Annotated in this window: 12 protein-coding genes and 2 tRNA genes; 6 read left to right on the top strand and 8 right to left on the bottom strand. The window is 66.3% G+C overall.

Going from position 1 to position 13,041, the window contains the following annotated elements; all coding sequences use genetic code 11:
* The first annotated feature begins 15 nt into the window (after positions 1-15).
* Positions 16-2,220 (top strand): RNA degradosome polyphosphate kinase, encoded by a 2,205-nt coding sequence (locus ACFU5V_RS19175; RefSeq protein WP_378701240.1) that lies wholly within the window; start codon positions 16-18, stop codon positions 2,218-2,220.
* Between the two features lie 35 nt (positions 2,221-2,255).
* Complete coding sequence (locus ACFU5V_RS19170; RefSeq protein WP_378438890.1) at positions 2,256-3,191, top strand: NUDIX domain-containing protein; 936 nt, start codon at positions 2,256-2,258, stop codon at positions 3,189-3,191.
* 100 nt (positions 3,192-3,291) lie between these two features.
* Here the strand turns inward: ACFU5V_RS19170 and ACFU5V_RS19165 are convergent, their stop codons facing one another.
* From ACFU5V_RS19165 to leuC, 3 genes are all read right to left on the bottom strand, one after another.
* Positions 3,292-3,990: an HU family DNA-binding protein gene (locus tag ACFU5V_RS19165; protein WP_378701238.1), complete on the bottom strand. Its 699-nt coding sequence runs from the start codon at positions 3,988-3,990 to the stop codon at positions 3,292-3,294.
* A gap of 158 nt (positions 3,991-4,148) precedes the next feature.
* Positions 4,149-4,757 (bottom strand): 3-isopropylmalate dehydratase small subunit, encoded by a 609-nt coding sequence (leuD, locus tag ACFU5V_RS19160; protein ID WP_378441866.1) that lies wholly within the window; start codon positions 4,755-4,757, stop codon positions 4,149-4,151.
* Between the two features lie 27 nt (positions 4,758-4,784).
* The gene (gene leuC / locus ACFU5V_RS19155; protein ID WP_378701236.1) at positions 4,785-6,206 is read right to left on the bottom strand and encodes a 3-isopropylmalate dehydratase large subunit; all 1,422 of its coding nucleotides are present in this window, start codon (positions 6,204-6,206) and stop codon (positions 4,785-4,787) included.
* A gap of 138 nt (positions 6,207-6,344) precedes the next feature.
* Here leuC and ACFU5V_RS19150 point away from each other — a divergent pair, with 138 nt between their 5' ends.
* The 3 genes from ACFU5V_RS19150 (at position 6,345) to ACFU5V_RS19140 (ending at position 7,858) form a co-directional block, all read left to right on the top strand.
* Positions 6,345-7,046: an IclR family transcriptional regulator gene (locus ACFU5V_RS19150; protein ID WP_087556569.1), complete on the top strand. Its 702-nt coding sequence runs from the start codon at positions 6,345-6,347 to the stop codon at positions 7,044-7,046.
* 38 nt (positions 7,047-7,084) lie between these two features.
* Positions 7,085-7,603, top strand: coding sequence for a pyridoxamine 5'-phosphate oxidase family protein (locus ACFU5V_RS19145; protein WP_378441861.1), 519 nt, complete (start codon positions 7,085-7,087; stop codon positions 7,601-7,603).
* Between the two features lie 87 nt (positions 7,604-7,690).
* Entirely contained in the window at positions 7,691-7,858 is a 168-nt protein-coding gene (locus ACFU5V_RS19140) for a DUF5302 domain-containing protein (protein WP_015890240.1), read from the top strand.
* A 63-nt stretch (positions 7,859-7,921) separates the two neighbouring features.
* Here the strand turns inward: ACFU5V_RS19140 and ACFU5V_RS19135 are convergent.
* The 4 genes from ACFU5V_RS19135 to ACFU5V_RS19120 all read right to left on the bottom strand — a co-directional run bounded on the left by ACFU5V_RS19135 (position 7,922) and on the right by ACFU5V_RS19120 (position 10,608).
* Positions 7,922-7,994 (bottom strand) — tRNA-Glu (locus tag ACFU5V_RS19135).
* A 76-nt stretch (positions 7,995-8,070) separates the two neighbouring features.
* Positions 8,071-8,142, bottom strand: a tRNA-Gln gene (locus tag ACFU5V_RS19130).
* 143 nt (positions 8,143-8,285) lie between these two features.
* Positions 8,286-9,761 (bottom strand): glutamate--tRNA ligase, encoded by a 1,476-nt coding sequence (gene gltX / locus ACFU5V_RS19125; RefSeq protein ID WP_378701234.1) that lies wholly within the window; start codon positions 9,759-9,761, stop codon positions 8,286-8,288.
* 73 nt (positions 9,762-9,834) lie between these two features.
* A complete protein-coding gene (locus tag ACFU5V_RS19120; RefSeq protein WP_087556572.1) occupies positions 9,835-10,608 on the bottom strand; it encodes a fumarylacetoacetate hydrolase family protein in 774 nt (257 codons plus the stop codon).
* 114 nt (positions 10,609-10,722) lie between these two features.
* Here ACFU5V_RS19120 and ACFU5V_RS19115 point away from each other — a divergent pair, with 114 nt between their 5' ends.
* Positions 10,723-11,967 carry an MFS transporter gene (locus ACFU5V_RS19115; RefSeq protein WP_378701232.1) on the top strand — a complete coding sequence of 415 codons (1,245 nt, stop codon included), beginning with the start codon at positions 10,723-10,725 and terminating at the stop codon, positions 11,965-11,967.
* On the opposite strand, the gene ACFU5V_RS19110 is transcribed toward ACFU5V_RS19115, so the two are convergent.
* The gene (locus ACFU5V_RS19110) at positions 11,964-12,974 is read right to left on the bottom strand and encodes a 3-isopropylmalate dehydrogenase (RefSeq protein WP_378442658.1); all 1,011 of its coding nucleotides are present in this window, start codon (positions 12,972-12,974) and stop codon (positions 11,964-11,966) included. The two genes, ACFU5V_RS19115 and ACFU5V_RS19110, sit on opposite strands and share 4 nt — an antisense overlap.
* Positions 12,975-13,041: the final 67 nt, after the last annotated feature.

Below are 13,041 nucleotides of genomic sequence, written 5' to 3'. Positions count from 1 at the left end.
AGGGATGATCGTGGAGTGAGCAACCGAGAAGCACTCGATCACCCGACCGACGTCGACGGAAAGAACGGAACCGGCGACGCCGTCGTCACGGCCAACCCCACGAACGTTCCGATGGCTCCGCCCGCTGCGACGAGTGCCCTCACGAGCGCGCTGACCGACGGGCTCCCCGAAGATCGTTACCTGAACCGCGAACTCAGCTGGCTCGATTTCAACGCCCGGGTGCTCGCTCTCGCCGAGGACACGTCGCTGCCGCTGCTCGAGCGCGCCAAATTCCTCGCCATCTTCGCGTCCAACCTGGACGAGTTCTTCATGGTCCGGGTCGCGGGACTCAAACGTCGCGACGAGACCGGCCTGTCCGTGCGATCCGCCGACGGACTCTCCCCTCGCGAGCAACTCGCGCTGATCGCGACCCGCACCCAGGAGATCTCGGAGAAGGCCGCGCGGGTATTCCTCGACTCCGTTCGTCCCGCGCTTGCCGCCGAAGGGATCTCCATCATCGGCTGGGACCAGCTCACCGACGACGACCGCGAGCGACTGTCGGTCCATTTCCAGGACCAGATCTTCCCCGTGCTCACCCCGCTCGCCGTCGACCACGCCCACCCGTTCCCCTACATCAGCGGCCTGAGTCTCAACCTCGCGGTGACGGTGAAGGATGCGCTCACCGGTGGCGAACACTTTGCGAGGGTCAAGGTTCCGGACAACGTGGGAAGGTTCGTCCGCGTCCGCCGCGACGAGACACCGTCCTCCATCGACGCGTTCCTGCCCCTGGAAGATCTCATCTCCGCGCACCTCGACATGCTGTTCCCGGGCATGGAGATCGTGGAGCACCATGCCTTCCGCATCACGCGCAACGCCGATTTCGAGGTCGAGGAAGACCGCGACGAGGATCTCCTGCAGGCCCTCGAGCGGGAATTGGCGCGCCGCCGCTTCGGTTCCCCGGTGCGACTCGAGGTCGCCGACGACATGACCGAGCACATGCTCGACCTTCTGCTGCGCGAACTCGACGTCGATCCCGGCGACGTCATCCAGGTGCCCGGGCTGCTGGATCTGTCGTGCCTCTGGCAGGTGTACGCGGTCGACCGGCCCGCCCTCAAGGACGCACCGTTCGTGCCGGCGACCCACCCGGCGTTCGGCGAGCGGGAAACACCCAAGAGTGTCTTCTCGACCCTTCGTGACGGCGACGTCCTGGTCCACCACCCGTACGATTCGTTTTCGACGAGCGTGCAGCGGTTCATCGAACAGGCCGCGGCCGACCCGCAGGTCCTCGCGATCAAGCAGACGCTGTACCGCACTTCCGGCGACTCCCCCATCGTCGACGCGCTGATCACCGCCGCCGAGGCGGGCAAACAGGTTGTCGCACTGGTCGAGATCAAGGCGCGATTCGACGAGCAGGCGAATATCAAGTGGGCCCGCAAGCTCGAACACGCAGGTGTGCACGTGGTGTACGGCCTCGTCGGGCTCAAGACCCACTGCAAGACGTGCCTCGTCGTCCGCCGCGAAGGGTCCACCATCAGGCGTTACTGCCACATCGGCACCGGTAACTACAACCCGAAGACGGCCCGGCTGTACGAAGACATCGGTCTGCTCACCGCGGCACCGGAGATCGGCGCAGACCTCACCGACCTGTTCAATTCGCTCACCGGCTACTCGCGGAAAACGCAGTATCGCAACCTCCTCGTCGCGCCGTACGGTGTGCGCCGGGGAATCATCGAGCGGATCGACGGTGAGATTGCGCACAAGCTGCGGGGCGAAGACGCCGGAATCCTCCTGAAGGCCAACGCCTTGGTCGACGAACAGGTGATCGACGCGCTCTATCGTGCATCCAGGGCGGGTGTGCCCGTCGAGATCGTCGTGCGCGGCATCTGCGCCCTCAAACCCGGAGTTCCCGGACTGAGCGAGAACATCCACGTCCGGTCGATCCTCGGCCGTTTCCTCGAGCATTCCCGAGTCTTCCATTTCCGCGGCGCCGACGAATTCTGGATCGGCAGCGCAGACATGATGCACCGCAACCTCGACCGACGCGTCGAGGTGATGGCGCAGGTGAAGGATCCTCGCCTCACCGCTCAGATCAGCGAGATCGCCGATTCGGCGCTCGATCCCGTCACGCGCTGCTGGGTGCTCGGACCCGACGGCCGGTGGGTTCCGTCGCCGGCACACGGCGAGGAGGTACGGGACCACCAGGAGGCCATGATGCGCAAACGCATGGGCACCGGATCCTGATCGCGGCGCACCCGCGGCAATAAGGAAGGAACTCGGTGAGCAGTACACCCGGCAAACCGGTCAAAGCCAATATCTTCGCGGCAGGCGCAGTGCTGTGGCGAAAGTCTCCCGAGAATCCCGACGAGATCGAGATCGCGCTCATTCACCGGCCCAAATACGAGGACTGGTCGTTTCCCAAGGGAAAACTCGACCCCGGTGAAACCGCGGTGGTCGCAGCGCTGCGCGAGGTGGAGGAAGAGACGGGTATTCGCGGGCGCCTCGGCAGGCATCTGGGCGCGTTGACCTATCCGATTCCCGGGCACCGCCGGTTGAAACGGGTCGAATACTGGGCGGCCGAGGCCCGCGCCGGCGAATTCGTCCCCAACAGCGAAGTGGACGAGATGCGGTGGCTTCCGGTCCCGGAGGTGGCCGATCAGCTGTCGTATCCGATGGACCGCAAGATGCTCCGCCGGTTCACGGCTGGGCCGCCCGATACCGCGACCGTCCTCCTGGTCCGGCATGCCAAGGCGGGAAGCCGGAAACGGTACAGGGGCGACGACGCCACCCGGCCCCTGGATGCGAACGGCGTGCTCCAGGCCGACGCCCTCGTCGCCCAGCTCGAGGCCTTCGGGGCCACCGACATCACGTCGGCCGATCGCACGCGGTGCACGCAGACGGTCGAGCCGCTGGCCCGCGCGCTCGACACGACCGTCCGGTTGGATCCGCTGCTGTCCGAGGAGAGTTACACCGCCGACCCGGCGGCTACCCGTACCCGGGTCCGCAAGATCGCCGCGCTCGGTGGGGTTCAGGTGATCTGCAGTCAGGGCGGCGTCATTCCCGATCTGCTCGACTGGTGGGCGGACATCGACGGCGTCGCACTTCCCCCGGCGCGGAACAGGAAGGCAAGTACCTGGGTGCTCTCACTGTCCGGGGGCAAACTCATCGCCGCCGATCACATCGACAGTCCCCTGCCGCCTACGCGGAAGGACTGAGCGCCGCCGGCCGGAACGTATCCGGGAACGACGACACAGACAGGCGCCAACCCCCAGGGTCGGCGCCTGTCTGTGTTCGGGAAGACCCGTGTGCGCTGTCCTACTTGGCGCGCTTCGCGGGAGCCTTCTTTGCTGCGGTCTTCTTTGCAGCCGTCTTGGCCGGAGCCTTCTTGGCTGCGGTCTTCTTCGCTGCCGCAGTCTTGGCGGGAGCGACCTTCTTCGCGACGGTCTTCTTCGCTGCCGTGGTCTTGGCCGGAGCCTTCTTGGCTGCAGTCTTCTTCGCTGCCGCAGTCTTGGCGGGAGCGACCTTCTTCGCGACGGTCTTCTTCGCTGCCGCAGTCTTGGCGGGAGCGACCTTCTTCGCGACGGTCTTCTTCGCTGCCGCAGTCTTGGCCGGTGCAGCCTTCTTGGCGGCGGTCTTCTTCGCTGCCGTCTTCTTGGCAGCAGCCTTCTTGGCGGCGGCCTTGGTGGCGGGCGCCGCTGCGCCGCGCTTGACTGCCGGGCCGGTGGCCGGAAGCTTCTGGCCGCCAGCGATAACCGCCTTGAACTGAGCGCCCGGACGGAACGCCGGCACCGACGTCGGCTTGACCTTGACGGTCTCACCCGTGCGCGGGTTACGCGCGACACGTGCCGCACGACGCCGCTGCTCGAAGACGCCGAAACCGGTGATGGTCACGCTGTCGCCACGGTGCACTGCCCGGACGATCGTGTCCACGACATGCTCGACAGCTTCCGTTGCCGTGCGCCTGTCCGTGCCCAGTTTCTCGGTCAGAACATCGATGAGCTCTGCCTTATTCATTGAAATTCCTCCGCGAACTAATGGTCCATCATCGGACCGACTACGAACTACGGTAAACCTGAATACCGCAGGAGTCTATGTGCCACGCCAATTCTCGAACAACGCGGCACCATTCTCAGGAACTTATTATCTGGGAGACAGGGCTCCGATTCCAACTTTCAGTCGGCGGAAGTGGGCTCCGGAAGAGTCACAGGTTTCCAAGAAGGCCTTGCCTTTTCGAACTCGGAAATGGCTTCTACCTGCCGTAATGTCAATCCGATGTCGTCCAGACCCTCGATCAGACGCCACCGCGTGTAGTCATCAATCGCAAAGGGCACCACGGTGGTTCCGGCCGTCACCGTCTTGTTCTCGAGGTCGACGATCAATTCGAGACCGGGCTGTTCGTCGAGCAACTTCCACAGCAGTTCGACGTCCGACTGGGACACCTGGGCGGCCAGCAGACCGGCCTTGCCGGCGTTACCCCGGAAGATGTCCGCGAACCGAGAGGCGATCACGACCCGAAATCCGAAGTCGGATAGCGCCCACACGGCGTGCTCGCGGGAGGAGCCCGTGCCGAAGTCCGGTCCCGCGACCAGAACGCTGCCCTTGTCGTACGGCGCGACGTTGAGAACGAAATTCGGATCGCTCCGCCACGCGGCGAACAGACCGTCCTCGAAACCGGTGCGGGTCACTCGTTTCAGGTAGACCGCCGGGATGATCTGGTCCGTGTCCACATTGGATCGCCGCAGCGGAACGCCGATACCTTTGTGTGTGCTAAAGGATTCCATCGAAAAATCTCCTAAATTCCTTGGGTCCTAGGCCAGATCTGACGGCGCGGACAGGGTTCCCCGGACTGCCGTCGCGGCGGCGACCAGCGGCGAAACCAGATGAGTCCGCCCGCCCTTGCCTTGACGGCCTTCGAAATTGCGGTTGGACGTGGACGCCGAACGCTCACCGGGCGCGAGCTGATCCGGGTTCATGCCGAGGCACATCGAGCACCCCGCCTGCCGCCATTCGGCGCCGGCGGCGGTGAAGATCTCGCCGAGACCCTCCTTTTCGGCCTGGGCGCGCACGCGCATCGAACCCGGCACGATCAGCATCCGGACGCCGTCGGCGACGTGCCTTCCGCGCAACACGTCGGCCACGGCCCGCAGATCCTCGATCCGGCCATTGGTGCACGAACCCACGAACACTGTGTCGATCGCCACCTCACGCAACGGAGTTCCGGCTTCGAGACCCATGTAGGTCAACGCCTTCTCCGCGGCGTGACGTTCGCTCTCGTCCACGATCTTCTCCGGATCCGGCACGGCCTCACCGAGCGGCAGACCCTGCCCCGGGTTGGTGCCCCAGGTCACGAACGGCGTCAGCGAGCTCGCGTCGATGTGGACCTCGTTGTCGAAAACCGCGCCCTCGTCGGTCTTCAACTGCTCCCAGGCCGCCACCGCGGCGTCCCAGTCGGCGCCCTTCGGCGCGTGCGGGCGCCCCTTGATGAATTCGTAGGTGATCTCGTCCGGGGCGATCATGCCCGCCCGCGCGCCCGCCTCGATGGACATGTTGCAGATGGTCATCCGCGCTTCCATCGACATCTTCCGGATCGCTTCGCCGCGGTACTCCAGGACGTAGCCCTGGCCTCCGCCGGTCCCGATCTTCGCGATGACGGCCAGAATGAGATCTTTGCTCGTCACGCCCTCGGGCAATTCGCCGTCGACGGTGATCGCCATCGTCCGGAACGGACGCAGCGACAGCGTCTGCGTCGCCATGACGTGTTCGACCTCACTGGTGCCGATACCCATCGCGATCGCACCGAACGCGCCGTGGGTGGATGTGTGGCTGTCGCCGCACACCACGGTCATACCGGGCTGGGTGAGACCGAGTTGCGGGCCGACGACGTGGACGATGCCCTGGTCGATGTTTCCCATCGGGTGCAGCCGGACGCCGAATTCCTCGCAGTTGCGCCGGAGCGTGTCCACCTGGGTCTTGGAGACGGGGTCCGCGATCGGCTTGTCGATGTCGACGGTGGGGACGTTGTGGTCCTCGGTGGCGATCGTCAGGTCCGGCCTGCGCAGCGGGCGCCCCGCCAGCCGAAGTCCGTCGAATGCCTGCGGACTCGTCACTTCGTGAACGAGATGCAGATCGATGTAGATGAGGTCGGGGTTGTCTCCCTCACCCCGGACCACGACGTGGTCGTCCCACACCTTCTCTGCCAGGGTGCGTGCTTTCTCCGCCATCTTCTCCACCTCTGTGTGTCCTCTCGCACCGCGGGCTTCGGGCCGGTCCGCCGTGCGCTTGTTGTCGTTACCCTCTTCCCGGACACGCACTCGACGTGAGACGAAGGTGCGCTATGATCCCAATATGCGAGAAAGTGGTATCGACCTATGAGACAGCATAGCGGCATCGGGGTCCTTGACAAAGCGGTGGGCGTGCTCCACGCCGTGGCCGAGAAGCCCTGCAGCCTCACCGAACTGTGCTCGCGCACCGGACTCCCCCGCGCCACCGCCCACCGGCTGGCCGTCGGACTCGAGGTCCACCGCCTCCTGACGCGTGATTCCGACGGGCTGTGGTGCCCCGGTCCCGGCCTCGCCGAACTCGCTGCAACGGCTAACGATCCGCTCGTCTCGGCGGCGGCTCTGGTCCTTCCGCGACTGCGCGAGATCACCGGCGAGAGTGTGCAGCTGTACCGCAGGGAAGGTACGCAACGCATCTGCATCGCGGCGATGGAGCCACCCACCGGCCTCCGCGACACCGTCCTCGTCGGGGCACGCCTCCCGATGAGTGCCGGCTCCGGTGCCAAGGTCCTCCTCGCCTGGGCAGACCCGCAGACCCAGCGCACAGTCCTTCCCGACGCGGCGTTCGGCGAGCGCGTGCTGCTCGAGGTCCGCCGTCGCGGCTGGGCACAGAGCGCCGCCGAGCGTGAACCCGGCGTCGCCAGTGTCGCCGCACCCGTGCGGGACTCCGCGGGCGCTGTCATCGCGGCGATTTCGGTGTCCGGCCCCATCGACAGGATGGGCAGGCGCCCCGGCGCCCGGTGGGCGGCCGACCTCCTCGCCGCCGCGGAGGCGTTGCACAAGAGACTGTGACCTCTCACGACCGACACTCACCGCGACAGGAGAAGCCGATGGGGAAGAACCAACGATCGCAGATCACGATGACGGATTCGGAGATCGCCGAATTCGTGGACCGGAGCCGGATCGCCACGCTGGCGACGGTGGCAGCGGACGGCAGGGCCCATCTGGTCGCCATGTGGTACGCCGTGATCGACGGCGAGATCTGGTTCGAGACGAAGGCCAAATCACAGAAGGCGGTCAACCTGCGCCGCGACGACCGGGTCACCGTCCTGATCGAGGACGGCCAGACCTACGACACGCTGCGCGGAGTGTCGATCGAGGGCCGGGCGGAGATCGTGGAAGATCCCGACGCGATGTTCGCCGTCGGCGTCAGCGTGTGGGAACGCTACACCGGGCCCTACACCGACGATCTGCGGCCCGCCATCGATCAGCTGCTGTACAAGCGGGTGGTCGTGCGGATCGTTCCCGAACGCATCAGAAGCTGGGACCATGCCAAGCTCGGCCTTCCCGCGATGCCCGTGGGCGGAACCACCGCGGCGTACCTGGAGACGGCCGACCGCCACTCCTGACACCGGGCAGGGCGGAAAAACAGGAGAATTCTCGGTGCCCTCGGCGTAGCTTCACAGAGTGAACCGACTACCCGGAGGGAGTTCACCGTGACTGACGCCGATAACGAGGACACGAAAAAGAAATTCCGCGAAGCACTCGAGCGGAAAAATCATCAGGCCGGGCTGTCCGCCGATCACAAGGACGCGCATTCCAAGGTGCACGAGGCGCACGGACCTGCCGACCACAAACGCGAATTCCGGCGCAAGACCGGATAAACGACGCGCTCTCCGTATATATAGAGAAACACCCTCCGATTACTCGGAGGGTGTTTCTCTTTGTAGCCCCGACGGGATTCGAACCCGCGCTACCGCCTTGAGAGGGCGGCGTCCTAGGCCGCTAGACGACGGGGCCAGGAACTTTGTCTTGCTGTGGAAGCTCAGCAAGCATAGCTTCCAGAAGTTCGGAGTCAAAATCGGCCGAACTTCCGCTGGGGTACCAGGACTCGAACCTAGAATGGCGGTACCAGAAACCGCTGTGTTGCCAATTACACCATACCCCAATGGCCGTTCTCGAACCGCTGAGCTTCTGGGCTCTGCGGCCCGCCTCGGGCCGAAGAAGAGATTACCAGCCTACTGCCGGGATTTACCAAATCGTATGGTCAGAAGCTGTTTCTGCACCCTTTTCGGCCCGAGGGCGGCGGTCTCAGCCGGCGATACCGGCCCGCGCCGAACGCAGCCGGGCCAGCGACACGTCCCGTCCGAGCAGTTCCATCGATTCGTACAGCGGCGGGCTGATGTGCGAGCCCGTGACGGCCACCCGCACCGGTGCGAACGCCTTACGTGGCTTGAGGCCCAGTTCGTCCACGAGAGCGGTCTTGAGGGCCTCCTCCAGCGAGGCTGCGTCCCACGCACCGACTGCGTCCAGCGACGCGAGGGCGGCGTCGAGAACCGGCGCGGAGTCGGCCCCCAGGTTCTTCGCCGCAGCGGCCGGATCGATCGCGAAGTCCGCCTCCTCGACGAACAGGAACTTCAGCAGATCCCAGGCGTCGGACAGGACCACGATGCGCGTCTGGACCAGATCGGCAGCGGTCGCGAAGACGGACTCGTCCACCGTCTCCCCGAGGTGTCCGTGGAGCGTGAGGAACGCACGCAGGCGCGCAGCGAAATCGGCGGGCTCGAGCAGGCGGATGTGCTCGGCGTTGATCGCGTCGGCCTTTTTCTGATCGAACCGGGCGGGATTGGAATTGACCTTGGAGATATCGAAGGCCGCGACCATCTCGTCCAGGGAGAACACGTCGTGGTCGTCCGAAATACCCCAGCCCAGCAGCGCCAGGTAATTCAACAATCCCTCGGGGACGAAACCGCGGTCGCGATGGATGAAGAGGTTCGACTCGGGATCGCGCTTGGACAGCTTCTTGTTGCCCTGCCCCATGACGAACGGCAGATGTCCGAACTGTGGTGTGAAATCGGCCACGCCGATCCGCTGCATCGCCTCGTACAGCGCGAGCTGCCGCGGGGTCGACGACAGCAGGTCCTCGCCGCGCAGAACGTGTGTGATCTTCATCAACGCGTCGTCGACGGGGTTGACCAACGTATACAGCGGGATCCCGTTGCCGCGGGTCAGCGCGAAGTCGGGCACGGTGCCGGCCTTGAACGTCGTCTCGCCGCGCACGAGGTCGTCCCACGTCAGGTCGTGGTCGGGCATCCGGAGCCGGACCACGGGCTTGCGGCCCTCGTCGAGGAAAGCCTGCCGCTGCTCCGGCGTGAGATCACGATCGAAGTTGTCGTAGCCGAGTTTGGGGTCGCGGCCGGCGGCCTTGTGCCGCTCCTCGACCTCTTCGGGCGTCGAGAACGACTCGTACGCCTCGCCCGCCGCGAGCAGTTTCGCGACGACGTCGAGGTGCAGGTCACGTCGCTGGGACTGGCGGTACGGCTCGTACGGTCCCCCGACCTCCGGGCCCTCGTCCCAGTTCAGCCCGAGCCAGCGCAGCGCGTCCAGGATCGCCTGGTACGACTCCTCACTGTCACGGGCAGCATCGGTGTCCTCGATGCGGAACACGAACGACCCGCCGTTGTGTCGGGCGAACGCCCAGTTGAACAGGGCAGTTCGGACGAGCCCCACGTGCGGGGTTCCGGTGGGCGACGGGCAGAAACGGACGCGAACTTCGCTTGTGGTCATGGCTCACTTGGGTCGACGCTGGGAAAACGGACTCCTACAGGCTAGTCCGCTCCCGATGTCGGCACGAGAGCCGTCAGCGCTTGGCGGTCACCGGGTTGGTGAGGGTTCCGATGCCGCCGATGGTCACGCTGACACTCTGGCCGTCGACGATCGGACCGACGCCTTCCGGGGTGCCGGTGAGGATGACGTCGCCGGGGAGCAGCGTCATCACGGCCGACACCCATTCGATGATCTTCGGAATGTCGTGCAGCAGAAGCGAAGTGTTGCTCCGCTGCTTCACCACCCCGTCCACCTCCGTGGTGATGTCGACGTCGGACGCGTCGAGCTGCGTCTCGATCCACGGCCCCAGCGGGCAGAACGTGTCGTGCCCCTTCGCCCTCGCCCACTGGCCGTCGTGGCGCTGGTGGTCACGGGCCGACACGTCGTTGGCGGCCGTGTAGCCGAGCACCACGTCGAGGGCCTTGGCCGCGGGCACGTCCTTGCAGGGGCGGCCGATGACGACCGCGAGTTCCCCTTCGTAGTGAACTTCGTTGGAGGACTTCGGCAGGACGATCGCGGCGTCGGGGCCCACGATCGAGGTGTTGGGCTTGAGGAAGATCACAGGATCGGCCGGTGCCTCTCCGCCCATCTCGGCGGCGTGGGCGGCGTAGTTCTTTCCGATGGCGACGACCTTGCTGGCGAGGATCGGGGCCAGCAGCCGCACATCGGCGAGCGGCCAGCTCCGGCCGGTGAAAGTCGGGTTGCCGAACGGATGCTCGGCGATCTCCTTCGCGATCCGGGACTCGCCGTCCCCTTCGATACTGACGAACGCAACACCATCGGGACTTGCCACTCGACCAAGACGCATGGCGCGAGTCTATCGGCCCGGGTCCACCGCCGTGCCGGGACGCCGGAGGACGCGGGGTATAGACTCCACACCAGCGCCAATATATGAGAATCAAATCCTAGATATTGAGATGACATGACAGCATCGATCGATACCCCGTCCACTGTCGGAACCGCTCGCAGATGGTGGATGCTCGCCCTCGGGATGTTCGCGCAGGCCGCACAGGCGGTTTTCGTCAACGGCGTCGCCTTCCTCATCCCCGAACTCCAGGCCAACCACGGACTCAGCCTCGCCCGCACCGGGCTCGTCGTCGCCGCACCCACCCTCGGGGTCATGGTCACGCTGATCGCGTGGGGCGCACTGGCCGACCGCTACGGCGAACGCCGGGTGCTGGCCGCAGGCATGGCCACCACCGCGGCTGCGGGAGTGGGAGCGGCCCTCTCCGGATCGCTCACGGCCACCGCGGTCTTCCTGCTGCTCGGCGGAATGGCGGCCGCGTCGGCGAATGCCGCGAGCGGACGCGTCGTCGTCGGATGGTTCCCTCCCGAGCGCCGCGGCCTGGCCATGGGCATCCGTCAGATGTCACTGCCGCTCGGCATCGCCTGCGCCGCGCTGACGCTCCCCTCGATCGCCCACGACCACGGCATCGGATGGGCGCTCGCGCTGCCCGCCGCCCTGTGCGCCGCCGCCGCGCTGGCCTGCGCGCTCTGGGTGGTCGATCCGCCCCGGCCGAGTCGTAGCGACGCCGCGGATCTCGGCATGCTCACGAATCCGTACCGCACCAGCGGCGCACTGTGGCGCATCCACGCCGTCTCCGTGCTGCTCGTCGTGCCCCAGTACACCGTGTGGACGTACGCGCTCGTGTGGCTCATCTCCGAAAGGCACTGGGAAGCAACGGCGGCCGGCCTGATCGTCACCGTCGCCCAGATCCTCGGCGCGTTCGGCCGGATGGGCGTCGGCTTCTGGTCCGACGTGGTGGGCAGTCGCATGCGTCCGCTCCGCTGGGTCGCGGCAGGCGGCGGACTGTCGATGGCGGCGCTCGCCGTGACGGACGCGATGGATTCGCCACTCGCCATCGTGGCGCTGCTCGCCGCCTCCGTCGCGACGGTGGCACCGAACGGGCTCGCCTTCACCGCCGTCGCCGAGATCGCGGGCCCGTTCTGGGGCGGGCGCGCGCTCGGTGTCCAGAACACCGGCCAGTTCGTCGCGGCCTCGATCGTTCCCCCGGTGTTCGGCGCACTGATCGGAATCGTCGGATTCCCGGTGACTTTCGCCATCGCCGCGGGATTCCCCGCCGCCTCGATGCCACTGATCCCCGTGGCCCGGTCCGAAGACCGGTCCACGGGGATCGAGGGAGACAGGGTCGACGCCCGGCCCTAGAGGGCCGCGGCGATCCGGTCGCCGACCTCCGACGTGACGACCTTCGAGTCGCCCCGGGACGCCAGATCGGCCTCGACCGCGGCTTCGATGCGCGCGGCATCGTCGTCCCGGCCGAGGTGACGCAGCAGCAGCGCCGCGGACAGGATGGCCGCCGTGGGATCCGCGATCCCCTGGCCCGCGATGTCCGGGGCGCTGCCGTGCACGGGCTCGAACATCGACGGGTTCGTCCCCGAGGCGTCGATGTTCCCCGACGCCGCCAGGCCGATACCTCCCGTGACCGCACCCGCGAGGTCGGTGATGATGTCGCCGAACAGGTTGTCCGTGACGATCACGTCGAAGCGCGACGGGTCGGTGACCATGTAGATGGTGGCCGCGTCGATGTGGCAGTACGCCGTCTCCACGTCCGGATACTCCGCCGACACCGTCTCCACCGCACGCGTCCAGATCGCACCGGCGTTGGAGAGGACGTTCGTCTTGTGGATCAGCGTGACGTGCTTGCGCCGGGTCTGTGCGAGGGCGAATGCATAGCGCACCACCCGCTCGGCGCCGAACCACGTGTTGATCGACACCTCGGTCGCGATCTCGTGCGGAGTGCCGACACGGATCGCGCCACCGTTACCGGTGTAGGGTCCCTCGGTGCCCTCGCGCACCACCACGAAATCGATGTCCGGCTGCGCCGCGAGCGGCGACTTCGATCCCGGATACAGCTGCGACGGACGCAGATTCACGTGATGATCCAACGCGAACCGCATGTTCAGCAGCAGACCACGCTCGAGCACGCCCGGTGTGACCGACGGGTCGCCGATGGCGCCCAGCAGGATCGCGTCGTGCTCGCGGATCGCCGCGAGATCGGCGTCCGGGAGCAACTCCCCCGTGGCGTTGTAGCGACGGGCACCGAGGTCGTACTCGGTGGTCTCGAGATCGGGGACGAGTTTCCGCAGCACCTTCAGCGCCTCGGCCGTGACCTCGACACCGATGCCGTCACCCGGAATGACCGCAAGCTTCATGAACGCCTCACTTCACATAGAGCTGTGCGCGTGCCACGACGGGGTCGTGGCACGCGCACAGTGGGGA

The sequence above is a fragment of the Rhodococcus sp. NPDC057529 genome (assembly GCF_042802055.1).
In the GTDB taxonomy this organism is placed as follows: Bacteria; Actinomycetota; Actinomycetes; order Mycobacteriales; family Mycobacteriaceae; genus Rhodococcus_F.
The sequence above is the reverse complement of the archived record's forward strand: the minus strand, read 5'-3'. Positions and strand labels throughout refer to the sequence as shown.

Bases quoted from the DNA above. Each gene is read 5' to 3' on its own strand.
- ACFU5V_RS19165 (WP_378701238.1), bottom strand. From the start codon at position 3,990: ATGAATAAGGCAGAGCTCATCGATGTTCTGACCGAGAAACTGGGCACG.
- leuD (WP_378441866.1), bottom strand. From the start codon at position 4,757: ATGGAATCCTTTAGCACACACAAAGGTATCGGCGTTCCGCTGCGGCGA.
- ACFU5V_RS19150 (WP_087556569.1), top strand. From the start codon at position 6,345: ATGAGACAGCATAGCGGCATCGGGGTCCTTGACAAAGCGGTGGGCGTG.
- ACFU5V_RS19145 (WP_378441861.1), top strand. From the start codon at position 7,085: ATGGGGAAGAACCAACGATCGCAGATCACGATGACGGATTCGGAGATC.
- gltX (WP_378701234.1), bottom strand. From the start codon at position 9,761: ATGACCACAAGCGAAGTTCGCGTCCGTTTCTGCCCGTCGCCCACCGGA.
- ACFU5V_RS19120 (WP_087556572.1), bottom strand. From the start codon at position 10,608: ATGCGTCTTGGTCGAGTGGCAAGTCCCGATGGTGTTGCGTTCGTCAGT.
- ACFU5V_RS19115 (WP_378701232.1), top strand. From the start codon at position 10,723: ATGACAGCATCGATCGATACCCCGTCCACTGTCGGAACCGCTCGCAGA.
- ACFU5V_RS19110 (WP_378442658.1), bottom strand. From the start codon at position 12,974: ATGAAGCTTGCGGTCATTCCGGGTGACGGCATCGGTGTCGAGGTCACG.